This is a genomic window from Amycolatopsis sp. WAC 04182, from assembly GCF_003947465.1.
GTDB lineage: Bacteria > Actinomycetota > Actinomycetes > Mycobacteriales > Pseudonocardiaceae > Amycolatopsis.
Genome location: NZ_QHJJ01000009.1, coordinates 230229 through 252384 on the forward strand (window position 1 = coordinate 230229; position 22156 = coordinate 252384).

Here is a 22156-nt window from a genome sequence, read left to right on the forward strand (position 1 = left end):
AGAGCCGCCAGGAGCGGCTCGTGGCGGTCCGGCCGGTGGAGGTGGGGGCGATACCGGCCGGCCGCCAGGCGGGGATCAGCCGGTGCCGGCGGTGCACAGGGCGATGGTCTGGCCCTTGTTCTCCGCCACCTTCTTGCCGTTGACCAGGATCGTGCAGGCGATCTGGTTGCTGACCGTCGAGTTCCGGGTGTCCGCGGTGACGGTGAGCAGGTAGTCGCCCGAGTTGAAGGACGCCGTGCCGCGCCATTCGTCGGTGCTGGCCGGGGTCGTCTCGGTCCGCTGGTCGTTGAGCGAGCCGTACCGGATGGTCGCGCCGCCGGAGGCGCTGACGACGAACTCGACGGTGTTCTTGTCCCCGGCGACCGCCGGGACGTGCAGTCCCGACTCGCCGGTGGCGAAGAAACTGGTGTAGACCAGTAACCCGCCCGCGGCCAGCAGTCCGGCGATCGAAAGCGCGAGCCCCGCGATCCCCATTCCCTTCTTGTCCGCTTCACCCTTCTTGATTTTGGTCAAACCGATCACGGAAAGAATCACACCGGTCACGGCGAGCGGCCATGCGGCGATCCCGGCGACCGGCACGAAGGCGACCCCGAGCGCCGCCAGTCCCACCAGGAAACCCGCGATGACCAGGCCGTTCTTGGGTTTGCGGTGGCGTGTTCCGTGCGCGGCGAACCCAGGGCCGTAGCGGGTGGCAGGCGGGTGCGGGACAGGTGGATCGGTCGGCATACATGCCCTTTCGGAGGCTTCCGTCCGAAGACGTTAACCCATCGTTCGGGGCAATGGCCGAAATTGTTACCTGCCGGAAAAAGTCATTATTCAACGATGATCAAGCGGTCACCGATATTTTCTGACGAGAATTGTGGTATCGCCGAATGTCGGAAACCCGATCACTGATCGAACAGGCTGACTTCCGGGGTGATCTCCAGCAGTTCGTGCACCGGGCGGCCGCGGCGGCCGTCGATGGTCGTGGTGCGCACGACGCGCAGCCGCGCGGTCACCGGCCGGTCCAGGTTCTCCTTGATCTCGTCGAGCAGATCCGGCGCGACCGCGCCCTGGATCGTGCCGCCCGATTCGCGTTCGAGATAGAAGATCCGGCGCCGCGTGCGGACGCCGTCCAGCCTGCCGCTGACCGTCTCGTAGCCGACGGCCTCACGCGACTCGCGCAGGCTTCCGGACAGGATCCGGGCCTGTTCGGTGGTCATGCTGCGGGTCAGCTCGTCGCCGGCGGTCGGGGTCAGCGCCATGCCGATCCCGGCGTGCTTGCTGACCGCGTTGACGATGTCGCTGACCGCGTTGCGGACGGTGTCCCGCTGCAGCAGCACCGCGTCGAGCGCGCCGTCGTCGGAACCGTTGGCGGGCAGGAAGTCGCACAGTTCCTTGACCGCGCGTTCGGACAGCGACTCGATCCCGTCGTGGATGAGCGCGTCGTCGAGCGCCGGTTCCGGGAAGCCGAAGAAGATCGCGTTGCCCGCCTGCCCACGCTGGATCAGCGGGGCCTTCTCCCGGTCCGCGGGCTGGACGAAGGTCACCTCGCCCGACGGGTTCCGGATGATGTGCCCGATCTTCGCCGTCGCGTCCTGCAAAGCGCGGCTGATGTCGGAGAAGGTGTACGCGTCCAGATGCGACTCGCCGAGCACGGACACGCGAAGCAGCGGCGACCGTGAAGTGCGCTCGAACTTCGCGTATGCGGCCATCGCCGACGCGCGTGCGAGGTCGTCGAGCCAGGTGCCGCCGGGGATCTCGTCGGCGATACGCCGGAATTCGTTCCTCACCAGATCACTTCCGGAATTCCCCTGCCACCCGATGCCCACACTTCTTCCCAGATCTCCTCGTCGCCGGGGCGGCAGAGGAACCCGTCGAGCATGCCGCCGACCGGCTGGACCTGGTCCAGGTACATGGCGGGCTGGCCAACGATGACCCCGCGCAAGGTCAGCAACCCGTACAGCGCCGAGCGGCCCGTGTCGTCGAGCCGTTTGAGCGCGCCCCATTCGTCCGGGATCAGCACCACGTCGAGCCCGAGCGGCGCGTGCGGGGTCCTGGCGGTCAGATCGCCGCCGATCCACGCGCGGCCGGTCGGCATGATCCGCCGGGCGACACCGAGGTAGCTGTTCAGTGCGCTGAACAGGATTTCACGGTCGTTCTGGTGCGGCGCGTCGAAGACCAGCCGTTCGTAGACGTCGGCCAGATCGGCGGGATGGCGGCCAGGAGGCAGCAGGTTGTGCGGCGTCCAATAGGGGAGCGCCAATCGGAGCCTCCTTCGTGTGCCGGAGCTCCCGATCGAAGAAACGTACCCGGCGTCCCGCTCACAGTGCGTAGCCGAATTTACCAGGCGAGTGTCAGCCGCCCTGCCCCGGCCGGTGTCCGGCGGGCGGCCAGTCCTCGTCGCTCGGCCAGACGGGTTCGGGTTCGTGGCCGCCCTCGCCGTTGCGGGCGGCCGGTTCCGGCGGCTCCGGGTGGTAGGCCCGCACCGGTTCCGGCGTCAGCTGACCCTCGCGATGGCCTTCCGCCTCCTGGTCGTACGGCTCGTCGTCGTCCTGGATCCGCGCGGGCGGGAGGAACTGCGTCCGTTCGGTGGAGAGCAGCTCGGGCACGGGTTCGGGCTCCGGCTCGGCCGGGACCGGTGCCGGGCGCTCCGGCTCGCGGGCCACCGGTTCCGCGGCCGGTCGCTCACGTCGTTCGCCGCGCATCAGCAGCCAGGTGACGCCGCAGCCGAGTGCGAACGAGATGAGCAGCCAGAGCCAGATCTGCCCGAAGAGCCAGAGCATCAGGCCATCACCTCTGTTCTGCCGTGATGTCGACGCGGCGGCCCTCGCCGTTCGCGCCGTCGGAGTTCCTGCGCTGGGTGGAGTACGCCTGGTCGCGTTTGACCCCGTTGCGCTCCAGCAGCCGCTCCACCGTCAGCGCCCGGTTCATCGAGAGCTTCCGGTCCGAACCGGTCGCGACCTGCCCGGTGATCCGGAACCTCAGCTCGCGGGGCGCGTCCGTGAGCAGCTTCGCGATCTCCAGCGCGCCGCGTTCGCCGTCGGCGGTGAGTTCGGTGGTGTCCGGTTCGAACGTGATCGGCGTGGCCGCCAGCAGGCGGTCGATCTCGGCCTGGAAGCCCGCCTTGTCCACCGGCTTGGCCGACGTCGGCGCGGGGCTGGGCGGCGGGCTCGGGGGCGGCTGGCTCGGCGGCTCGCCGCTGGTCGTCACCGGGCCCGCGGGCGGGGCGGTGTCGCCGGAGATCTCGACCGTCCGGACCCCGTCGATCCGCTGGATGGCGTCCATCGCCTGCGCGGCCTTGTCCGGCGGGAAGCCGGTGAGGTTCGCGTCGCGGCCGGAGAAGCTCACCTGGCCGCCGGAGACGCCGACGTCGGCGAGCGCGTTCTTGGCGCGCGCGGTCAGCTCGGCCTCGATGTCGTCCGAGGCCGACCAGACGGAGATCGCCGTCAAGGCGAGCGTGACCAGCAGCGCTGTAGGCAGCAAGCGGCTCCAGCGTGTACCGGGCATGAAGGGACTGTAAGCCGCGTCAGACCGGTTGGCGAACCGGCCGGACCCCGGTCCACCACGCACATAACCCGATCGGGTGACTTAGATGCCGAAGGGGCCCTTCACGGCATCAGATGCATTGAAGGGCCCCTTCGCGGCGCCAGATGAGGGGAAAGTCCCCCTTCAGCTCGCGTGGTGGTGGATCTCCCGCAGCGGCTCGGCCGGGAGGGTGACGCCCGTCGTCTCGATCTGCTCCAGCGGGAGCAGCGGCGCGAGCTGGGGACGCTTCGGGGACAGTCCGTCGCCCATGGACTCGCCCTTGAGCTGGCGGCGGATCCACGGCAGCAGATGCGCCTTCGTCCACTCCAGGTCAGAGCGGCGCGAAGTGATCCAGGTACTCGGCTCCTCGGACGCCGGCCACGGCTCACGCCAGTCGTCGGCGACCGGGACGCCGAGGACCTCGGCCGCGCGCAGCGCGATCCGCCGGTGGGCCTCGGGGGTGAAGTGCAGCCGGTCGTCGCTCCAGGCGCGGCGGTCGTGCAGCGGGGCCATCGCCCACATGTCGACCATCTTGGCGCCGTGCCGGTCGGCGATCGCCCACAGATGCGCGTTGTAGATGCCGACCTTCCCCCGCAGGACGTGCATCACGGACAGGTACTTGGTGTCCGGCCCGTTGAAGATCAGCACCGGGATCCCGGCCTCGCGCAGCTTGGCGACCCCCGCCTCCAGCCGCGCGGCGACGGCGTCCACGTCCGCGCCGGGCACGATGATGTCGTTGCCGCCCGCGCACAGGGTGACCAGGTCGGGCTTCACCGCGAGGGCGATCGGGAGCTGCTCTTCGAGGATCTCGTCGAGCATCTTCCCGCGGAGGGCGAGGTTCGCGTACTGGAAGTCGGGCCTGCCTTCGGCGAGGATCTCCGCCAGCCTGTCCGCCCAGCCCCTGAAGCTGCCGTCGGGCAAGCCGTCGTTGAGTCCTTCGGTGAAGCTGTCACCGATCGCCACGTAGCTGTCGAATCCGTACACGTTGGGTCCCCTTCCGTCCGTGTGCCCCCGGTTGGTACTTGTACACCACAACTAACAGCTGAGAGCGCCCCTGCAATCCCACCTGACCGAAACCCGTGGTTCAGCCCGTTGACACAGTCTCTTATTTTGTCGGACGTCCATGCATCTCCATTACTGGGATGTACACTCCTGGGCTGCGTAGATTCCCCTCAAGTGGGCGTAAACCGGACAGGGTATGTGGCGAACGTCTCCCCGCCCGGGTGTTCGGGCTCATAGATCCGGCAGGCTGTAAGGGTGACCTCACGACCCTCGCGCGAGTCGCTCGCCCAGATCCTCGGCGGGCGGCGAGGCGCCATCGACGCGAGCATCCCGCCCGCGGCCTTCGTCCTCGGCTGGCTGATCGCCGGCCAGTCGATCGCCTGGGGCGCCGGGGTGGCCATCGGGGTGGCGGTGCTGCTCGGCGGGTACCGGGTCGCGCGCGGCGACAAGGCCCGCGCGGTCTTGGTGAGCCTCGCCGCGGTGATCGCCGCCGCGCTGATCGCCCTGCACACCGGCCGTGCCGAAGACTTCTTCCTCATCCAGCTGCTGTCCAATGTGGCCAGCGCGCTGCTGTGGGCGGCCAGCATCGTGGTCCGGTGGCCGTTGCTCGGCGTCGTGGTGGGGCTCGTCATCGGGCAGAAGACCCGATGGCGCCGCGATCCCGAGCTGCTGCGCGCGTATTCGCGGGCGAGCTGGGTGTGGGTCTTCCTCCAGTACACGCTGCGGGTGGTCGTGTACGGCTCGCTGTGGTGGAGCGGGCAGGTGGTCGCGCTCGGCATCGCGCGGACGGTGCTCTCGTGGCCGCTGGTCGCGGTGACGGTCGCCGTGAGCGGCTGGGTGCTGTACCGCACGTTGCCTCCGGAACATCCCGGTCTGCGGGTGGTGGAGGAGAACGGGGACCCCTCGGATTCCGCGCCCGGCGGGCTGCCCAGGACATAAGGCGGCCCCCGGCGAGGGGGGAGGGTCCGGGGGCCGGGTCCTACGGTACCCGGAGTTCGGCCCCGGAGTCGATGGTTTGGTCTTTTAGGGCTCGTTTTTGGTGTTTTTCCAGGGTGGGGCCGGCCGCGGCGCCCCTTCTCCAAAGGCGTCGACGGCGGCCAGCCAAGCGGCGCCGAGCACGCCGTCGGTGCTGGTCAGGACCTCGATGCCGTCGAGTTCGGCACGGACCTTCGCCCCCACCGGCCCCTCCGGCGACAACACGCCGCCCACCAGGACGACCGGCGTGTCCTCCCCCGGATCCCGGGCGGCCATGACGTTCGTCACCAACAAGGCGGCCGCGCGGGTGGTGATCTCGTCCGCCGCCGGATCGCCTTCGCGGTAGGCCTCGCTGACGAACGGGGCGAACCTGGCGAGCCGGATCGGGGCTTCGGCGTTGGCGCTCGTGATGAGCGCGCGCCACAGCGGCGACCGGTCGCTCGCCGGGTCCACTGCGGACGGTCCGAGTGCTTCGGCGAGCACGGCGCGCGCGAGCGGACCGGGATCGCCGCCGCGGCCCAGAACATCCAAAGTGGAGCGAACGGCTTCACGGCCGAGCCAGTACGCCGAACCCTCGTCGCCGAGCAACCAGCCGTAGCCGCCGACGGTGGACACCATCCGCCTGCCGCGGATCCGGCCGGCGATCGACCCGGTGCCCGCCACGAGCACCGAACCGTCCGGCGCGGAAGTCGCCGACGCGTAGGCGACCTCCGGGTCGGGGACCGTCCGCACCGGACTGATCCCCGTGTCCTTCCAAGCGGCTTCGAAGATCTCCGCGATCGCCGGATCGCTCAGTTTGCTGACGCCCGCCATGCCGACGACGCACGCCGCGGTCTCGGCCGGGTCCAGCCCGCCGAGCGCGCCGGTGATCGCGCTCGCGATCCGCGCCGCGGCTTCCGACGGCGGATGGGAGTTGGGATTCGCCCCGCCCGCGCGCCCGGTACCGAGGACGGCGCCGGAGGCGTCGACGGCGATCGCTCGCGTCGACGTGCCTCCGGCGTCCACACCTACGACGTGGGTCACCGGGTCTTGGTCACCTTGAGCAGCCCGCGCGGGCTGTCCGGGTCACCGCCGCGCGCCAGCGAAAGGCCGAGCGCGATCCGCTGGATGGGCAGGATCTCCAGGATCGGGGCGACCTCTTCGGCGGACGGCGCGACACCGATCCGCAGCGCCGCGGGCACGTCGGCCGAAGCGGAGCCGACCGCGAGCACGTCCGCGCCGCGTTTGCCGACGGCTTCGAGGACCTCCTGCATCGCGCCCACTCCGTGTCCCTGGCTCGTCACGGCGAGCACCGCGGTCTCACCGTCGACCGCGGCGACCGGACCGTGCAACAGGTCCGCGCCGCTGTACGCGCGGGCCGCGAGGTAGCTGGTTTCGGCCAGCTTCAAGGAACCCTCCAGCGCCGTGGCGTAGGAGTAACCGCGGCCGGTGGTGAGCACCCGGTCGACGAAGCGGTACCGGTCCACCGCGCGCTGCACGCCTTCTTCGGAGCCGTCGAGGGTGGCCTGGGCCAATTCGCCGAGCTTCTCCGCGTCCGCGCCCTTGCCGCCGCGGACCGCGTCGATCAGAAGGTAAAGCGAAAGCAAGGTGGCCGAGTAGGTCTTGGTGGCGGCCACCGCCTTTTCCAGTCCCGCGCCGATGTCGACACCGAGTTCGGCGGCGGCGCGAAGCGGCGACTCCGGGGTGTTGGTGACCGAGACGGTCAGCGCTCCCTGGCGACGCGCGGTTTCGGTGACCTCGATGAGATCCGGGGATCCACCGCTTTGGCTTACTGTGATGAAGAGAACGTCCCGCAGATCGGGACGGGCGCCGTACAGAGTCGCGGTGGACGGTGAGACGAGACCGCAGGGGAGACCGAGGAGTACTTCGATCAGGTACTTCGCATACAGGGCGGCGTGGTCGCTGGAGCCCCGGGCGGCGAGGAGTGCGAACCTGGGCGGGCGCTTGGAGATGGCTTCGGCCACCTCGGCGATTTCGGCCTGTCGCTCCACGATTCCTGCCAGAATGGCGGGTTGCTGGGAGATCTCCGCGGCCATGTGCTCGCCGGGGCGCTGTTCGGTCATCTCGTTCCCTTCCACCGGGACGTACTTCGTCCCCCGAGTAGGTCTAGACCAATGCTAGCCCGAATGGACGTTTGTGGTGAAGGGTACGTTTCCTAGCGGGGACGGTGCGCGTTTGAGTGGGAAGGCTTAGGGAGTCGGTCATGTTGGAGACAACCACCGCGAGTGAGGCGGGCGCTACGGCAGGGATGCGCGGACAGCGCGAACCCAAGTACTGGGCGCTGAAACAGCATCTGCTCGATCTGCTCGACGCGTTGCCGCCCGGCTCGCCGATTCCGACGGAACGGGCGCTGGCGGGGGAATTCACCGTTTCGCGCACCACGGTCCGGCAGGCGCTCGCCGACCTCACCGCCGAGGGCAGGCTCCACCGCGTGCAGGGCAAGGGCACCTTCGCCGCCGAGCCGAAACTCGCGCAGCGCCTGCAGTTGTCGTCCTACACCGAGGACATGCGCAAGCAGGGGCTCAAGCCGTCGTCCAAGCTGCTGGAGATCGACGAACTGCCCGTCGAAGCCGATCTGGCGAAACTGCTCGGAATCCGCGTCGGCGCGAAGATCCTTCGCCTTCGCCGTCTCCGGCTGGCCGATTCGCAGCCGATGGCCCTCGAGACCACGCATCTCCCGCTCGGCCGCTTCCGCGGTTTGCGCAAACACGTTTCCGCAGGTGGTTCGCTGTACGCCGTGCTGAGGGAGCACTACGGCGTCGAGCTCGAAAGGGCCGAGGAAACGATCGAGACCGCCCTCGCCGGACCGCACGAGGCGGAGATGCTCGGCGCCGACGTCGGAATGCCGATGTTGCTCCTTTCGAGGCATTCCTTCGCCACCGACGGAAAACCGGTCGAGTTCGCGCGCGCGATCTACCGGGGTGACCGTTACAAATTCGTCACCACGCTGCTTCCCTGACGAGTCAGGTAATTCCGGGAAAGATCGCCTTTCCGGAATTCCTCCCGATTTCGCGGTGGCCCGGGCCCGGTCGTCGTGATTCAGTCGTCCCATGACTGACACGGCGGCGGGGATCCGGTGGGGAACGCCCGTGGCGCGCGGCGTGCTCGCGACGACGATCGTGGGCTCGGGCATGGCGATGCTCGACGGGACGATCATCAACGTCGCGCTCCCGAGGATCGGCGACGAACTCGACGCGTCCGTCGCGGGCCTCCAATGGATCCTCGACGGCTATCTGCTCGCGCTCGCCGCGCTGATCCTCGTCGCCGGATCCCTCGGCGACCGCTACGGCCGTCGCCGCATGTTCATCGTCGGCGTCGTCTGGTTCGGCGTCGCCTCCGGGCTGTGCGCCGCCGCGACGACCACCGAGATGCTCGTCGCGACCCGGATCCTCCAGGGGATCGGGGGAGCTTTGCTCACGCCCGGCTCGCTCGCGATCCTCCAAGCCTCCTTCGCCCACGAAGACCGGGCCCGCGCGATCGGTGCCTGGTCCGGGCTCGGCGGTATCGCGGCGGCGATCGGCCCCCTGCTCGGCGGCGTCCTCGTGCAGGTGTGGTCGTGGCGGCTGGCGTTCCTGATCAACCTGCCGCTCGCCGCGGTCTGCGTCCTGCTCGCCCGGCGCTACGTGCCCGAGTCCCGCGACGAGGAGGCGACCGGGCATCCCGACTTCCTCGCGGCCGCCGTCGGCGCGATCGGGCTCGCCGGGCTGACCGGCGCGCTGGTCGAGGCACCCGGACGCGGTATCGGCGACGTCGTCGTCCTGGTCGCCATCGTGCTCGGCGTCGCGGGGCTGGGGTCGTTCCTGGTGATCCAGCACCGCTCGGCCGATCCGCTGGTGCCGCCGAAACTGTTCCGCGACCGGACGTTCAGCCTCGCCAACGCGCTGACCTTCGTCGTCTACGCGGCACTCGGCGGCGTGATGATGCTGATGGTCATGCAGCTTCAGGTGTCGCTGGGCTACTCGCCGACCGCGGCCGGGCTCGCCGGGCTGCCGATCACCGTCATCATGCTGCTGTTCTCCGGCCGGTCCGGCGCACTCGCGCAGAAGATCGGGCCGCGTACGCAACTGGTCGTCGGCCCGATCCTGGTCGGCGTGGGCATGCTCCTGCTGATGCGGGTCGGGCCGGGATCTTCGTACCTGGGGTCGGTGCTGCCCGCCGTCGTCGTCTTCGGCGCCGGGCTGGCGACGGTCGTCGCGCCGGTGACCGCGACGGTGCTGGCCGCCGCGCCGGACCGGTACGCCGGCGTCGCCTCCGGGGTCAACAACGCCATCGCCCGGTCGGGTGGCCTGCTCGCGATCGCCGTCCTGCCCGCCGTCGCCGGGCTGTCCGGCGCCGCCTACGCCGATCCGGTGGCGCTCACCGCGGGCTGGCGGACGGCGTTGCTGGTGTGCGCGGCCCTGGCGATCGGCGGCGGGCTGATCGCGCTCGGCATCCACAACGGCGTCCTCGACACGTCCTCGGCCGAGGAGACCGACGAGTCACCGCACCCGGGTGAATGTCTCCACTGCGGCGTCGACTCGCCCCCGACGCACGTCCACCCCGGCCGACACGCGTGAGTTACGCCTCCAATCACGCGAGTTACGCCCCCGATCACGCGAGTTACGCCAATAGGCCGGCCAGGGTCGCCGGGTCCAGGTTGCCGCCCGAAACGACCGAAACGACCTTGCCCGGCGGTAGCGCCTCCCGGTGGGAGAGGAACGCGGCGGTGGCGGTGGCCCCGCTCGGCTCGGCGACCAGGCGGGCCCGGTGCGCCAGCGTCCGCACGGCCTCGCGGATCTCCTCCTCCGAAACGGTGATGACGTCGTCGAGCACCGCCTGAAGGTGGGCGAACGTCAGGTCCGACGGCTGGGCGCGCAGGCCGTCGGCGCTGGTGCGCGCCCGCAGGTCCATCGGCCACTCGATCCGCCTGCCCGCGCGCAGGCCCTCGGCGGTGTCGCCCGCCAGCTCCGGCTCGACACCGATGATCTTCGCGTCCGGCACCAGTTCCTTGATCGCCGTGCCGACGCCCGAGGCCAGCCCGCCGCCGCTGAGCGGCACGAGCACGACGCCGGCGTCCGGCAGATCTTCGGCGATCTCCAGGCCGACGGTGCCCTGCCCGGCGATGACGTCGCGGTGGTCGAACGGCGGGATCATGGTGAGCCCGCGTTCCTCGGCGACGGCAAGCGCGGAGGACTCCTGCGCGTCGATCGGGACCTCGATGACTTCGGCGCCGAGCGCCTTGGTGGCCTCGACCTTGGCGCGCGGGGCGACGTCCGGAATGAGGATCACCGCGGGGATCCCGAATCGCTTCGCCGAGTACGCGACCGCTTGCGCGTGGTTGCCACTGGAAAACGCGACGACGCCGCGAGCGCGCTGATCTTCGTCCAGCGCGGCGATCGCGTTGTAGGCGCCGCGCACCTTGAAAGCACCGATCGGCTGGAGGCTTTCCGGTTTGAGCCACAACGGCGCCCACCCTTGTTCCAGCAACGGGGTGCGCACCGCGACGCCTTTGACACGGCTCGCCGCGTCGCGGATTTCCTCGATCGATACCAGGTTCATCTGCCCGATTATGTCAAGGATTCGTGAGCCACGGACAGTCCTTTTTGGACAGAGAGCGTGGCGCTGCTCACGTGCGGACAACGCGGGGAGCATCCCGTGCGCCTTATTCGTTAGGACCGGTGAGGACCGACTAGCAGCAGAACGGGATCATGACCAAGGAGAGCACGGAGAAAACCGAAAAGACGGAAAAGCAGGGCCGGATCATCCAGGTGACGGCGGCCGCGATGGCCGCGATCACCGCGGCGCTGCTGGGTTCCACCCTCGGCGTGGCCGGAACGGTGGCGGGCGCCGGGCTGGCGAGCGTGATCACGACGCTCGGCGGCGAGCTGTACCTGCGTTCGCTGCAACGGACGAAGGACGCGGCGCTGAAGGCGCGAGTGGTGCTGACCGTCCCCGCACGCCGCAAGGTGCTCGACCCGGCGGAGCAGGAGACCGTCCGGCTCACCCCCGCGGAGGAGGAAGAGCCGTCCGGGCGGAAGTTCAAACCGCGCTGGGCGGTGATCGCCGGCGTCAGCGTGGTGGCGTTCGCGGTGGCGCTCGTCGCGATCACCGGCTTCGAGGGGGCGACCGGGAAGACCTTCGGCGGGGGGACCGGGACGACCATAGGGAAGATCATCGGCGGCGGTCAGGCGCAGGATCGGCAGGACAAGCACGACACCCCGCCGGCGACGACCCCTACCGAGACTCGGGACAACCAGCCCGAGAAGACGCCGTCGACCACGCCCACCCCGTCGACGACGCCCACCACTACGCAGGCGCCCCCGACAACACCGACAGCGCCGTCTCTGACGCCCTCGACCTCCCAGGCGCCCCCGACGACCCCCTCGGCCCCGCCTGCCTCGAACACCCCCGTGCCCTGACCCTCTTCCCGCATTTCGTCCTCTGGATGCGGTAGTTCGCGCTGCCGACTACCGCGTTCAGAGGACGAAACGCGTGGCGTCAGGGGAGGGCCGAGCGGAGGGTGCGGGCGGCCGCTTCGGGGTCTTCGGCCTCGGTGATCGCGCGGACGACGACGATCCGCGACGCCCCCGCGTCCAGCACCTCGGGCAGCCGCTCGGCGTCGATCCCGCCGATCGCGAACCACGGCCGCGTCGTTCCCAGGCTCGCGGTCGAGCGAACCAGGCCGAGCCCCGGGGCGGTCCGGCCGGGCTTCGTCGGCGTCGGCCAGCACGGGCCGGTGCAGAAGTAGTCCACGCCGGGTTCTTCGGCGGCGGCCGCGGCCTGTTCGGCCGAATGGGTGGACCGGCCGATCACCACGTCGTCCCCGAGCACGCGGCGGGCGAGCGACACCGGGATGTCGTCCTGGCCGAGGTGCAACACGTGCGCGCCGACAGCGAACGCGACGTCCGCGCGGTCGTTCACCGCCAGCAGCTTGTCGTGTTTCTCGCACGCCTCGGCCAGCACTTCCAAGGCGGCGATCTCGTGTTTCGCCTCGATCGGCGCACCGCCGGTCTTGTCCCTCAGCTGGATGATGTCGACCCCGCCCGCCAGCGCGGCGTCGGCGAATTCGGCGAGATCGCCGCGGCCGGACCGGGCGTCGGTGCAGAGGTACAGGCGGGCGTCCGCGAGCCGGGCGCGGATCAGCGAACCAGACAGGGTGGGCATGGCGGCGACGGTACTCGCGCGCTACGGTGGGGTGGTCCGCACGGGAGCCCGAGGACGGGCTGAGAGGGAGCCGAGACCGCTCCGACCGTGGAACCTGATCCGGGTCATGCCGGCGCAGGGAGCGTGATCTCATGAGAGAACTTTCGGTTGTCGGCGGCGGGGTCATCGGCCTCTCGGTCGCTTGGCGCGCGTCCGCGCGCGGTCATCGCGTCACCGTGTACGACCCCGAGCCGGGGCGCGGCGCGTCGTGGCTCGCGGGCGGCATGCTCGCGCCGGTCACCGAGGCCTGGCCCGGCGAGGAGGACGTCCTCACGCTCGGTGAAGCGTCGCTGCGGCGCTGGCCCGATTTCGCCCGTGACCTGGCCGAAGAGGGCATCGATCCGGGTCTTTCGCCGCACGGCACGCTCGTCGTCGCGCTGGACAGCGCCGACGCGGGCAACCTCGAAATGCTCGCCGCGTACCTCGCCGAACTCGGCCGCGAGGTCGAGCAGCTGACCGGCCGCGAGGCCCGCCGCGCCGAGCCCGGTCTCGCCGGATCCGTCCGAAGTGGACTGCTCGTGCCCGGTGATCTGGCCGTGGACAACAGAAGGCTGCTGCACGCGCTCCGGCACGCCTGCGGCACGCACGGTGTCGAGTTCCGCCACGAGACGGTCACCGACCTCGAAGGGCTCGGCGACGTCGTCCTCGCCGCCGGTGCCTGGACCGGGCGGCTGCATCCCGCGCTCGACGGCGCCGTCCGCCCGCTCAAGGGCGAGATCCTCCGCCTCCGGCCGCGACGGGGTTGCCTGCCGCCTCCGAAACGCACGGTCCGCGCGATGGTCGAAGGCCGCCCGATCTACCTCGTCCCGCGTGACGACGGTCAGCTCGTGCTCGGCGCGACCCAGTACGAGGCCGGTTTCGACGAGACCGTCACCGTCCGAGGCGTTCGTGAGCTGCTCGAAGGCGCGGAGCGCGTCTTCCCGGGCCTCACCGAATACGAACTCGTCGAGACCGCCGCCGGGCTTCGCGCGGCGAGTGTCGACACGATGCCCTTCATCGGTGAGCTGGGCGAAGGCGTCTTCGCCGCGACAGGCCACCATCGCAACGGTCTCCTGATGGCCCCGGTCACCGCGGACGCCGCGGTCGCCTGGCTGGACGGAGTGCCGTTGCCGGACGAGGTCGCGGCGGCAACGCCGTCGCGGCGAAGCGAGGAGCGGGTGTGATGGAGATCCAGGTCAACGGCCAGTGGCGCGAATTCCCCGACGGGACCACCGTCGAGGGCGTGCTGGAGGCACTGGGCACGGCGACGAAAGGTGTCGCGGTCGCGGTGGACGGCGTGGTCGTCCGGCGCGGCGACTGGCCGGAAGCGGTGGTGCGCAAGGGCGCCAGCGTCGACATCCTGACCGCTGTGCAAGGAGGCTGAAATGGACGGCGACCACCTCGTCATCGGCGAGCACAAGCTTTCGTCGCGGCTGATCATCGGCACCGGCGGCGCGGGCAACCTCGCCGTGCTGGAACGCGCGCTGGTGGCGTCCGGCACGGAACTGACCACCGTCGCGATGCGCAAGGCCGACGCCGAAGGTGGCTCCGGTGTCCTCGACCTGCTTCGCCGACTCGGCATCCGTCTGCTGCCCAACACCGCCGGCTGCCGGACGGCCGCCGAAGCGGTTCTCACCGCGCAGCTCGCCCGCGAAGCGCTCGAGACCGATCTCGTCAAGCTGGAGGTCCACGCCGACGACCGCACCCTGCTGCCGGACCCGTTCGAGACCCTCGAAGCGGCCGAACAGCTCGCCGCGGACGGCTTCACCGTGCTCGTCTACACCAACGACGACCCGGTGCTGGCGTTGCGGCTGGAGGAGGCGGGCTGCGCCGCGGTGATGCCGCTCGGCGCGCCCATCGGCACCGGTCTCGGCATCCGGAACCCGCACAACATCGAGCTGATCGTGTCGCGCGCGGGGGTTCCGGTGATCCTCGACGCCGGGATCGGCACGGCTTCCGACGCGACGCTCGCGATGGAGCTCGGGTGCGACGCCGTCCTGCTCTCCACCGCCGTGACCAGGGCCGCGGACCCCGAACGGATGGCGTCGGCGATGCGGGCCGCCGTCACCGCGGGACGGCTGGCGGCCGGCGCGGGGCGGATCCCGCAGCGGTTCTGGGCACACGCGTCGAGCCCGCCCCGGTAACCCTTTTGTACGGTTCACGGCCTTCACGGCGAGTTCGCACCGGAAGCCCGTATGGTTGACGGCACCTTTCCGGAGGCGCACCCGCCGCCGTGTACCCAGAGGAGCCAGTGGTGACCACGTCAGCGGTCCAGGACGTTTCAGGCAGGTTGTTCCTGGCGGTGGGCAGGCTGTCCCGGTCACTGCGCCAGGCAGGTGTACCCGGGCCCGGCCACGGCGCGATCTCGGCGCTCGCCACGCTCGTGCATTACGGCCAGCTCCGCCTGGGTGATCTCGCGGCGAAGGAAGGCGTCGCCGCGGCCACCATGTCGAGGATCGTCGCTTCGCTGGTCGAAGCGGGCTACGTCAGCCGTGAGTCGGACCCGATCGACAGGCGTGCCTGGCTCGCGGAGGCCACCGAAGAAGGCGAGAGGCTGGTTTCCGGTGTCCGGTCGACGCGGGTGAACGAACTGGGCAAACGCCTCGAACGGCTGACCCCGGAGCATCAGGCGGCCCTCGCGGCGGCTCTGCCCGCGCTCGAAGCGCTCATTGCCGACGAAGAGCGCTGACTTCGGCGCGAAGGGCGCGGAGCTCGTCGAGGATCTCCTTGTTCGCCACAGCCTGGGTTTCGGCCTGCTTCGCCTCTTCCTCTCGGATGTCCTGGCGAAGCTCGTCCTCCATCCCGCTCACCACGACGGCGATGAAGAGGTTCAGCACCGCGAAGCTGGACACGAGGATGTAGACCACGAAGAACACCCAGGCCATGGGTGCTTCCCGCATGACCTCCTTGGCGATGTCCGGCCAGGCCTCGCCGGTCATCACCTGGAACAGCGTGAACAGCGAAGTGCCGAGGTCGCCGAAGTTCTCCGGCGAGATCGCGCCGAACAGCTTCGTCGCCATCACGCCCGCGACGAAGATGATGAGCGCGAGGAGCGCGGCGATCGACGCCATGCCGGGGATCGCCGCGAGCAGGCCGGTGACGACCTTCCGCATCGACGGCACGACCGAGATCAGCCGCAGTACGCGCAGGACCCGCAACGCCCGCAGCACCGCGAACGGGCCGGTCGTGGGGATCACCGCGATACCGACGACGACCAGGTCGAAGATGTTCCACGGGTCGCGGAAGAACTTCCCGCGATAGGCGTAGAGCTTCGCGCCCAGTTCGAGGACGAAGATCCCGAGCGCGACGTAGTCGACCGTGTGCAGCAGCGACCCGTGCTCCGCGACCATTCTCGTCGAGGTCTCCAGGCCGAGCGTGACGGCGTTGAAGACGATCACCGCGATGATGAAGTTCTGGAAGCGGCGGTCTTCGACGACCCTGGCCACCGTTTCGCGTCCGGTCACGGCGCAGATCGTAACCGGACGGGTGCTCAGTGCTCCGGCGCAAGCCGCCAAAACGCCGAAACCGGACCGACCTTCGCGCCCATCGGGTAGGCGTTTTCGACCGCGTGTGAAACGAACCACTTGCCGTAGCGCGCGGCCTCCACGACGGACATCCCCTTCGCGAGGCCGGCCGTCAGGGCCGACGCCATCGTGTCCCCGGCGCCATGCGTGTGCTGCGTCGCGAACCGCTCGCCCGGCAGTTCGACGAACGTGGAACCGTCGAAGAGCACGTCGACGCACTCCGGGTCGGACACGAGGTGACCGCTCTTCACGAGCACGTACTTCGGCCCGAGCCGGTGCAGGACGACGGCCGCCTGGTGCATCTGTTCGCGGGTGGTCACGGTCATCCCGGTCAGCAGGCGGACCTCGTCGAGATTCGGCGTGAGGACGGTCGCCCTGGGCAGGAGCTCGTCGCGCAGGGCCACCAGCCCGGCCTCGTCGAACAGCGGATGGCCGTGCATCGACGCCGCGACCGGGTCGACCACGAACGGCACCTTGGCGTCGCGGCCGATCTCGGCCTTGTCGCACGCCGCGGCGACGGCGTGGATGATCTCGGCCGAGGCGAGCATGCCGGTCTTCGCCGCGTTGACGCCCATGTCGGCCGCGACGGCCTCGATCTGCCCGGCGACGATGCTCGCCGGGATGTCGGTGCGGTCGTGCACGCCGAGGGTGTTCTGGACGGTCACGGCGGTGACCGCGACCAGCCCGTGCACGCCACAGGTGAGGAACGTGCGCAGGTCCGCCTGAAGTCCGGCGGCGCCGCCGGAGTCGGACCCCGCGATGGTCAGCGCCGACGGCGGGCTCGGGTTCTCGCTCATGGGTTCATTTTCCACGCGCGATCTCAAGGGAGCCCGTCGGCTGAAGTCCTTCGCGGCGGCACGCGGACTTCATCGGGAAGACAGTTCGGCGCACTAACTTGACGAACAATTGGTTCGAACAAGTTATCTGGAGGCTCACGTGCGCAGAACGCTTTCCCTCCTGTCGGTGCTGGTGGCCGTCGCCGGATTGACCTCCGGTGTGGCCACCGCCGCGGCCAAGACGCCGAAAGTCCTGGTCATCGGCCTGGACGGCGCCCGGTTCGACAAGCTGATGGCCGCCGACACCCCGAACGTCCACGGGCTGGTGGAGCGCGGCTACGCCTCGCGCAGTTCGCTGTACGGCAGCGGGATGGCGCCGACGGTGAGCGGTCCCGGCTGGTCCACGATCCTCACCGGGGTCTGGCCGGACAAGCACAAGGTGAAGGACAACTCCTTCACCGGCAACGACCTCGCCTCGCATCCGAGCTGGCTCGCCCGCGCCGAAACCGCGAACCCCGTGCTCGACACGTACGCGGCCGTCGACTGGACGCCGATCGGCGACCGGATCCTGCGCACCGGCCAAGACCGCAAGTTCGTCCTGAACGGCGACAGCGACGGCTACGAAAAGACCGACGAGCAGGTCGCCGTCGACGCGGAGAAACACCTCAAGCAGGACAAGGCCGACGCCTCGTTCGTCTACTTCGGACAGACGGACATCGCGGGCCACGACCACGGCGCGGATTCCCCGGAGTACGAAGCCAGCCTGCGCACCGACGACGCGCTGATCGGCCGCCTGCTCGCCGCCGTAGACGCCCGCGCGGACCGCGCGAACGAAGACTGGCTGATCATGATCTCGTCGGACCACGGCCACACGCCTTCGGGCGGCCACGGCGGCGACACCCCTGAGGAGCGGATGACGTTCGTGATCGCCGCCGGCGGTGCGGTCCCGGCCGGAACCCCCGCCGTGGCACCGAAGATCGTCGACATCGCGCCGACGGTGCTGCGGCACCTGGGCGTCGCGGCTCCGGCGGTCTACGACGGCTACGCGCTCGGCGCCGCGCCTTCGGACGTCTTCGACGCGGCAGTTTTGAAGCCCAGGCAGGACGAAACCGGTGTCCCGGCGGGAGTCCTCGGCTGGACGCACGACGCGCCCGGCGGCTGGAGCGTGCGCAACGCGTCCGGCATGCCGACCGGTGTGACGGAGTGGCAGGGCTGGTCCTTCACCACCGATGACTTCTGGACCCGCACCGCCCCTGGCCAGCAGCGCGAGGCGAACGCGCGGGCGCGTGGCGTCTTCGCGGTGGCGGACGCGGACGAGTGGGACGACAAGGGCTCGCCCTCTTCGCGGGGCACCTTCGACTCTTCTCTTGTTTCGCCTTCGCTGGACGTTTCCGGGAAGTCGGGGGTGGACGTCTCGTTCGTGTCGCACTACCGGCAGGACGGGACCCAGCGGGGTGCGCTGACGGCGTCGTTCGACGGTGGCCCTGAGCAGAACGTGCTGGCCTACGGGCCGGAATCCGGTACGGCGAACAAGGGCGGCGACGTGCTTTCGGTGCCGACGTCGGCTTCGGTCAAGGTGCCCGCGGGGGCTCGGTCGGTGAAGCTGACCTGGCGGCTCTACGCGGCGGGGAACAACTGGTACTGGGCGGTGGACGCGCCTCGCCTCGCCGTGCGGTAACGCGTGCAATGAAGGGGCCTTTCATAGCAAATTTTGCTATGAAAGGCCCCTTCATTGCAGGCCTCAGGCCTTCACGCGCCGCCGCTGTGACTGCTGAGGTTGCTGGGGCTGCGGGTGGCGATCGCGTAGTCCGTGAAGGCCTCCTTGCCTACCTTCAGGGTAGGGAAGGAGGCCTTCACGGACCTGCGACCACTGCCGCCACTTACCGCAGCCGCCAGAACGGCGACACAGGCCCCACGCCCGCCCCCAGCGGATACGACTCCGCCACACAGCGCTCAATGAACCGCTTCCCCTCGGCGACCGCCGTCGGCACGTCCGCACCCTTCGCGAGCGAAGACGTGATCGCCGAAGCCATCGTGTCCCCGCCGCCGTGCGTGTTCCGGGTGTCGAAGCGAGGCCCGCTCAGCTCCACCCACGATTCGCCGTCGGACAAGAGATCCACGCAGTCCTGAGCCGCGTCGAGGTGCCCGCCCTTCACCAGCACCCACTCGGACCCGAACTCCAGCAACGCCTCCGCCGCCTCGCGCTGGGTCGCGGGCCCGGTCACCTCCACGCCGGTCAGCAGCCGCACCTCGTCGAGGTTCGGCGTGATCAGCGTGGCGCGCGGGAAGAGCTCGGTGCGGATCGCCTCCAGCGCCTCCTCGCGCAGCAACGCGTGCCCGGTCATCGAAGCGGCGACCGGGTCGACGACGAACGGCGTGTCCGACGAGCGTCCGATGTGGACTTCGTCGAGGGTCTTCGCGACGGCGTTGATGATCTCGGCCGTCGCGAGCATGCCGGTCTTCGCCGCGTCGACGCCCATGTCCGTGGCGACGGCCTTGATCTGCCCGGTGACGACGTCGACCGGGATCTCGCTGAACCCCTGCACGCCCAGGGAGTTCTGCACCGTGACCGCGGTGAGCGCGACCATCCCGTGCACTCCGTTGGCGAAGAAGGTGCGCAGGTCCGCCTGGATGCCAGCACCACCGCCGGAATCCGATCCGGCGATGGTGAGGGCGGTCCTGGGTGTGGCTGTCACTGATTGACCACCGGCAGGTACACCTTGTTGCCCTGCTCGGCGAATTCGTTCGACTTCTCCTCCATGCCGGCTTCGATGGCCTCCACAGTGGACAGTCCGTGTTCCTCGGCGTACTTGCGGACGTCCTGGGTGATGCGCATCGAGCAGAACTTCGGTCCGCACATCGAGCAGAAGTGCGCCGTCTTCGCCGGTTCCGCGGGCAGCGTCTCGTCGTGGTACGCGCGGGCGGTGTCCGGGTCCAGCGACAGGTTGAACTGGTCGTTCCAGCGGAATTCGAAGCGGGCCTTGGAAAGCTCGTCGTCCCATTCCTGCGCGTACTGGTGCCCCTTGGCGAGGTCGGCGGCGTGCGCGGCGATCTTGTAGGTGATGACGCCGGTCTTCACGTCGTCGCGGTTCGGCAGGCCGAGGTGCTCCTTCGGCGTGACGTAGCAGAGCATCGCCGTGCCGTACCAGCCGATCTGCGCCGCGCCGATGGCCGAGGTGATGTGGTCGTACGCCGGCGCGATGTCGGTCGCGAGCGGGCCGAGGGTGTAGAACGGCGCCTCGCCGGTCAGCTTCTCCTCGAGTTCGACGTTCTCCTTGATCTTGTGCATCGGCACGTGGCCGGGGCCCTCGATCATCACCTGGACGTCGTGTTCACGGGCGATGTGCGTGAGCTCGCCGAGGGTCTCCAGTTCGGCGAACTGCGCGCGGTCGTTGGCGTCGGCGATCGAGCCGGGCCGCAGGCCGTCACCGAGGGAGAACGTGACGTCGTACTCGCGCAGGATCTCGCAGAGTTCGGCGAAATTGGTGTACAGGAACGATTCCTTGTGGTGCGCGAGGCACCAGGCCGCCATGATCGAGCCGCCGCGCGAGACGATGCCGGTGACCCGGCGCGCGGTCAGCGGGATGTAGCGCAGCAGCACCCCGGCGTGCACGGTGACGTAGTCGACGCCCTGCTCGCACTGCTCGATGATGGTGTCGCGGTAGACCTCCCACGACAGCTTTTCTGGCTCCCCGTTGACCTTCTCCAGCGCCTGGTAGATCGGCACGGTGCCGACCGGCACCGGCGAGTTGCGGATGATCCACTCGCGCGTCTCGTGGATCCGCTTGCCGGTGGAGAGGTCCATGATCGTGTCGGCGCCCCAGCGGGTCGCCCACACCATCTTGTCGACCTCCTCCTCCACGGAGGACCAGACGGCCGAGTTGCCCATGTTGGCGTTGATCTTCACCAGGAACTTCTTGCCGATGATCATCGGCTCGGTCTCCGGGTGCTTGCGGTTGGCGGGGATCACCGCGCGGCCGCGCGCGACCTCGTCCCGCACGAATTCCGGCGAGCAGCGCTCGCGTGCCGCGACGTACTCCATCTCGCGGGTGATGACGCCCTGTTTCGCCCAGCCGAGCTGGGTGTTGTGCTCACGACCGTCGGCCCAGCCTGCGCGCAGCCGATGCAGTCCACTGTGGACATCGATCTGCGCGTCGTCGTCGGTGTACGGGCCGGAGGTGTCGTAAACGTCGAAATGCTCGCCGTTCGAAAGATCGATCCGCCGCGCGGGGACCCGGAGACCGGATTCCGTCTGGTGATAGACCTTGCGGGAACCGGTGATCGGCCCGGTGGTCACGGTCGGCGTGATGCCCTGGGCATTCTCAAGCGTCGTCAACGACGTTCACTCCCTACGCCGGCATTACCCGGTCAGGTTCATGCGGTCGGCGGCGCCGGGTCCCCTAGAAAGACTCCAGCCGCCCTCTCAGCCCGCCATGGCGCGAGCTCCCGCGGTTGTTTGGTTGTGCCCCGACCATGCCACGCCGGGGCGCGGACAATCAACCCTCCAAGGCGACGGTCACTCCGAAGCCGACCAGGACGCCGCCGGACGTGCGCTCCAGTCACAGCTTGACGCGATCGCGGCGCAACCACTCACCCAGGCGTGTGACCAGCAAGGCGAGCGACGAATACCAGACGATGTCGACGGCGATCCACACCGCGACGCACAGCAGCAAGGGCCACGGCCCGGCGTCGGACGGGACGAACTGGGGGAGGAACGAGATCGCGAACACGCCCGCCTTCGGGTTACTCACGTTGATCAGGAAGCCGGAACGGAAGCCGCGTCCGGCGGGTTCGACAGCGTCGTCGGCGCCTTTGCGGAAGAAGAGCGCCTTGACGCCGAGGTAGATCAGGAAGACCGCGCCCGCGATGCGCAAGACGTCGTAGGCGACCTGCGAGGCGATGAGGAGCGCGGTGAGACCGAACACCGCGGCGAGTCCCCAGAACGCGACGCCCGCCTCGATGCCCGCGACGGTGGCGAACGCGTTCCGGCGTGAGCCCTTCGCCGACTGCTTGATCAGCATCACCGTGGCCGGGCCGGGGACCATCGCCATGAGGAACGCGGCGGGGATGAACGCCAGGAGGTTCGGCATTTTCCGATCGTCGGGGACGGGGACTGCCGCGAGCAACGCGATTTCCGGGCCGACATGTCGACAGCGTTAGCGGTTCACCGGTTTGGAGCATGTGCGCGCCGGGGATTCACGACAGAATCCC

24 protein-coding genes and 2 riboswitches are annotated in these 22156 nt (G+C 69.5%); of the genes, 9 read left to right on the forward strand and 15 right to left on the reverse strand.

Features of this window, described 5'->3' with window-relative positions; translation table 11 throughout:
• Positions 1-75 precede the first annotated feature (75 nt).
• The 6 genes from DMH01_RS38480 to DMH01_RS38505 all read right to left on the reverse strand — a co-directional run bounded on the left by DMH01_RS38480 (position 76) and on the right by DMH01_RS38505 (position 4491).
• Positions 76-726, reverse strand: a complete 651-nt coding sequence (locus DMH01_RS38480; protein WP_125683747.1) for a DUF4190 domain-containing protein — start codon at positions 724-726, stop codon at positions 76-78.
• Positions 727-887: 161 nt separating this feature from the next.
• Positions 888-1772 carry a hypothetical protein gene (locus DMH01_RS38485; RefSeq protein ID WP_007033450.1) on the reverse strand — a complete coding sequence of 295 codons (885 nt, stop codon included), beginning with the start codon at positions 1770-1772 and terminating at the stop codon, positions 888-890.
• Positions 1769-2245: a hypothetical protein gene (locus DMH01_RS38490; RefSeq protein WP_101610959.1), complete on the reverse strand. Its 477-nt coding sequence runs from the start codon at positions 2243-2245 to the stop codon at positions 1769-1771. The genes DMH01_RS38485 and DMH01_RS38490 overlap by 4 nt, the downstream gene beginning before the upstream one ends.
• Before the next feature lie 91 nt (positions 2246-2336).
• Positions 2337-2765: a hypothetical protein gene (locus tag DMH01_RS38495; protein WP_034308226.1), complete on the reverse strand. Its 429-nt coding sequence runs from the start codon at positions 2763-2765 to the stop codon at positions 2337-2339.
• A 7-nt stretch (positions 2766-2772) separates the two neighbouring features.
• A complete protein-coding gene (locus tag DMH01_RS38500) occupies positions 2773-3489 on the reverse strand; it encodes an OmpA family protein (RefSeq protein WP_233621846.1) in 717 nt (238 codons plus the stop codon).
• Positions 3490-3651: 162 nt separating this feature from the next.
• The gene (locus tag DMH01_RS38505) at positions 3652-4491 is read right to left on the reverse strand and encodes an SGNH/GDSL hydrolase family protein (RefSeq protein WP_125683749.1); all 840 of its coding nucleotides are present in this window, start codon (positions 4489-4491) and stop codon (positions 3652-3654) included.
• A 273-nt stretch (positions 4492-4764) separates the two neighbouring features.
• On the opposite strand from DMH01_RS38505, the gene DMH01_RS38510 reads away from it, so the two are divergent.
• Positions 4765-5448 (forward strand): DUF3159 domain-containing protein, encoded by a 684-nt coding sequence (locus DMH01_RS38510; protein ID WP_125683751.1) that lies wholly within the window; start codon positions 4765-4767, stop codon positions 5446-5448.
• Positions 5449-5532: 84 nt separating this feature from the next.
• Here DMH01_RS38510 and DMH01_RS38515 read toward each other — a convergent pair whose 3' ends face one another.
• Both DMH01_RS38515 and DMH01_RS38520 read right to left on the reverse strand, forming a co-directional pair.
• Positions 5533-6507 carry an N-acetylglucosamine kinase gene (locus DMH01_RS38515; protein WP_125683753.1) on the reverse strand — a complete coding sequence of 325 codons (975 nt, stop codon included), beginning with the start codon at positions 6505-6507 and terminating at the stop codon, positions 5533-5535.
• Entirely contained in the window at positions 6504-7547 is a 1044-nt protein-coding gene (locus DMH01_RS38520; RefSeq protein WP_125683755.1) for an SIS domain-containing protein, read from the reverse strand. Before DMH01_RS38520 ends, DMH01_RS38515 begins: the two co-directional genes overlap by 4 nt.
• A 140-nt stretch (positions 7548-7687) precedes the next feature.
• Between DMH01_RS38520 and DMH01_RS38525 the strand changes: the two genes are divergently transcribed.
• Together DMH01_RS38525 and DMH01_RS38530 are read left to right on the forward strand one after the other, a co-directional pair.
• A complete protein-coding gene (locus tag DMH01_RS38525) occupies positions 7688-8443 on the forward strand; it encodes a GntR family transcriptional regulator (protein WP_005160527.1) in 756 nt (251 codons plus the stop codon).
• Between the two features lie 91 nt (positions 8444-8534).
• The gene (locus DMH01_RS38530; protein ID WP_125683757.1) at positions 8535-10040 is read left to right on the forward strand and encodes an MFS transporter; all 1506 of its coding nucleotides are present in this window, start codon (positions 8535-8537) and stop codon (positions 10038-10040) included.
• Between the two features lie 43 nt (positions 10041-10083).
• On the opposite strand, the gene DMH01_RS38535 is transcribed toward DMH01_RS38530, so the two are convergent.
• Positions 10084-11022 (reverse strand): threonine/serine dehydratase, encoded by a 939-nt coding sequence (locus DMH01_RS38535; RefSeq protein WP_125683759.1) that lies wholly within the window; start codon positions 11020-11022, stop codon positions 10084-10086.
• 149 nt (positions 11023-11171) lie between these two features.
• Between DMH01_RS38535 and DMH01_RS38540 the strand changes: the two genes are divergently transcribed.
• Entirely contained in the window at positions 11172-11882 is a 711-nt protein-coding gene (locus DMH01_RS38540; RefSeq protein WP_125683761.1) for a hypothetical protein, read from the forward strand.
• A gap of 79 nt (positions 11883-11961) precedes the next feature.
• Here DMH01_RS38540 and thiE read toward each other — a convergent pair whose 3' ends face one another.
• A complete protein-coding gene (thiE, locus tag DMH01_RS38545) occupies positions 11962-12627 on the reverse strand; it encodes a thiamine phosphate synthase (RefSeq protein WP_125683763.1) in 666 nt (221 codons plus the stop codon).
• 30 nt (positions 12628-12657) lie between these two features.
• A riboswitch (TPP riboswitch) is annotated at positions 12658-12765 on the forward strand.
• On the opposite strand from thiE, the gene thiO reads away from it, so the two are divergent.
• From thiO to DMH01_RS38565, 4 genes are all read left to right on the forward strand, one after another.
• Complete coding sequence (gene thiO / locus DMH01_RS38550; RefSeq protein ID WP_125683764.1) at positions 12759-13829, forward strand: glycine oxidase ThiO; 1071 nt, start codon at positions 12759-12761, stop codon at positions 13827-13829. It overlaps the preceding riboswitch by 7 nt.
• Complete coding sequence (gene thiS, locus DMH01_RS38555; protein WP_125683766.1) at positions 13829-14029, forward strand: sulfur carrier protein ThiS; 201 nt, start codon at positions 13829-13831, stop codon at positions 14027-14029. Before thiO ends, thiS begins: the two co-directional genes overlap by 1 nt.
• A gap of 1 nt (position 14030) precedes the next feature.
• Entirely contained in the window at positions 14031-14789 is a 759-nt protein-coding gene (locus DMH01_RS38560) for a thiazole synthase (RefSeq protein WP_125683768.1), read from the forward strand.
• Between the two features lie 110 nt (positions 14790-14899).
• Positions 14900-15334, forward strand: coding sequence for a MarR family winged helix-turn-helix transcriptional regulator (locus DMH01_RS38565; RefSeq protein ID WP_125683770.1), 435 nt, complete (start codon positions 14900-14902; stop codon positions 15332-15334).
• Here DMH01_RS38565 and DMH01_RS38570 read toward each other — a convergent pair.
• Both DMH01_RS38570 and thiD (DMH01_RS38575) read right to left on the reverse strand, forming a co-directional pair.
• Positions 15312-16109 (reverse strand): ion transporter, encoded by a 798-nt coding sequence (locus DMH01_RS38570; protein WP_125683772.1) that lies wholly within the window; start codon positions 16107-16109, stop codon positions 15312-15314. The two genes, DMH01_RS38565 and DMH01_RS38570, sit on opposite strands and share 23 nt — an antisense overlap.
• Positions 16110-16135: 26 nt before the next feature.
• The gene (thiD, locus tag DMH01_RS38575; protein WP_125683775.1) at positions 16136-16966 is read right to left on the reverse strand and encodes a bifunctional hydroxymethylpyrimidine kinase/phosphomethylpyrimidine kinase; all 831 of its coding nucleotides are present in this window, start codon (positions 16964-16966) and stop codon (positions 16136-16138) included.
• Between the two features lie 139 nt (positions 16967-17105).
• Here thiD (DMH01_RS38575) and DMH01_RS38580 point away from each other — a divergent pair, with 139 nt between their 5' ends.
• On the forward strand, positions 17106-18623 hold the full coding sequence (locus tag DMH01_RS38580) for an alkaline phosphatase family protein (RefSeq protein WP_125683777.1): 1518 nt from the start codon (positions 17106-17108) through the stop codon (positions 18621-18623).
• A gap of 202 nt (positions 18624-18825) precedes the next feature.
• Here DMH01_RS38580 and thiD (DMH01_RS38585) read toward each other — a convergent pair whose 3' ends face one another.
• The 3 genes from thiD (DMH01_RS38585) to DMH01_RS38595 form a co-directional block, all read right to left on the reverse strand.
• Positions 18826-19641: a bifunctional hydroxymethylpyrimidine kinase/phosphomethylpyrimidine kinase gene (gene thiD / locus DMH01_RS38585; RefSeq protein WP_125683779.1), complete on the reverse strand. Its 816-nt coding sequence runs from the start codon at positions 19639-19641 to the stop codon at positions 18826-18828.
• A complete protein-coding gene (gene thiC, locus DMH01_RS38590; RefSeq protein ID WP_167373530.1) occupies positions 19638-21281 on the reverse strand; it encodes a phosphomethylpyrimidine synthase ThiC in 1644 nt (547 codons plus the stop codon). The genes thiD (DMH01_RS38585) and thiC overlap by 4 nt, the downstream gene beginning before the upstream one ends.
• Positions 21275-21405, reverse strand: a riboswitch (TPP riboswitch). Its footprint overlaps the gene before it by 7 nt.
• A 99-nt stretch (positions 21406-21504) precedes the next feature.
• Positions 21505-22035, reverse strand: a complete 531-nt coding sequence (locus DMH01_RS38595; protein WP_125683781.1) for a LysE family translocator — start codon at positions 22033-22035, stop codon at positions 21505-21507.
• Between the last annotated feature and the right edge of the window lie 121 nt (positions 22036-22156).

What these genes read in the sequence shown, in the direction of transcription:
- DMH01_RS38480 (WP_125683747.1), bottom strand. Translation starts at nt 726, where the DNA reads ATGCCGACCGATCCACCTGTCCCGCACCCGCCTGCCACCCGCTACGGC.
- DMH01_RS38495 (WP_034308226.1), bottom strand. Translation starts at nt 2,765, where the DNA reads ATGCTCTGGCTCTTCGGGCAGATCTGGCTCTGGCTGCTCATCTCGTTC.
- DMH01_RS38500 (WP_233621846.1), bottom strand. Translation starts at nt 3,489, where the DNA reads ATGCCCGGTACACGCTGGAGCCGCTTGCTGCCTACAGCGCTGCTGGTC.
- DMH01_RS38520 (WP_125683755.1), bottom strand. Translation starts at nt 7,547, where the DNA reads ATGACCGAACAGCGCCCCGGCGAGCACATGGCCGCGGAGATCTCCCAG.
- DMH01_RS38525 (WP_005160527.1), top strand. Translation starts at nt 7,688, where the DNA reads ATGTTGGAGACAACCACCGCGAGTGAGGCGGGCGCTACGGCAGGGATG.
- DMH01_RS38530 (WP_125683757.1), top strand. Translation starts at nt 8,535, where the DNA reads ATGACTGACACGGCGGCGGGGATCCGGTGGGGAACGCCCGTGGCGCGC.
- DMH01_RS38535 (WP_125683759.1), bottom strand. Translation starts at nt 11,022, where the DNA reads ATGAACCTGGTATCGATCGAGGAAATCCGCGACGCGGCGAGCCGTGTC.
- DMH01_RS38540 (WP_125683761.1), top strand. Translation starts at nt 11,172, where the DNA reads ATGACCAAGGAGAGCACGGAGAAAACCGAAAAGACGGAAAAGCAGGGC.
- thiE (WP_125683763.1), bottom strand. Translation starts at nt 12,627, where the DNA reads ATGCCCACCCTGTCTGGTTCGCTGATCCGCGCCCGGCTCGCGGACGCC.
- thiO (WP_125683764.1), top strand. Translation starts at nt 12,759, where the DNA reads ATGAGAGAACTTTCGGTTGTCGGCGGCGGGGTCATCGGCCTCTCGGTC.
- thiS (WP_125683766.1), top strand. Translation starts at nt 13,829, where the DNA reads ATGGAGATCCAGGTCAACGGCCAGTGGCGCGAATTCCCCGACGGGACC.
- DMH01_RS38560 (WP_125683768.1), top strand. Translation starts at nt 14,031, where the DNA reads ATGGACGGCGACCACCTCGTCATCGGCGAGCACAAGCTTTCGTCGCGG.
- thiD (WP_125683775.1), bottom strand. Translation starts at nt 16,966, where the DNA reads ATGAGCGAGAACCCGAGCCCGCCGTCGGCGCTGACCATCGCGGGGTCC.
- DMH01_RS38595 (WP_125683781.1), bottom strand. Translation starts at nt 22,035, where the DNA reads ATGCCGAACCTCCTGGCGTTCATCCCCGCCGCGTTCCTCATGGCGATG.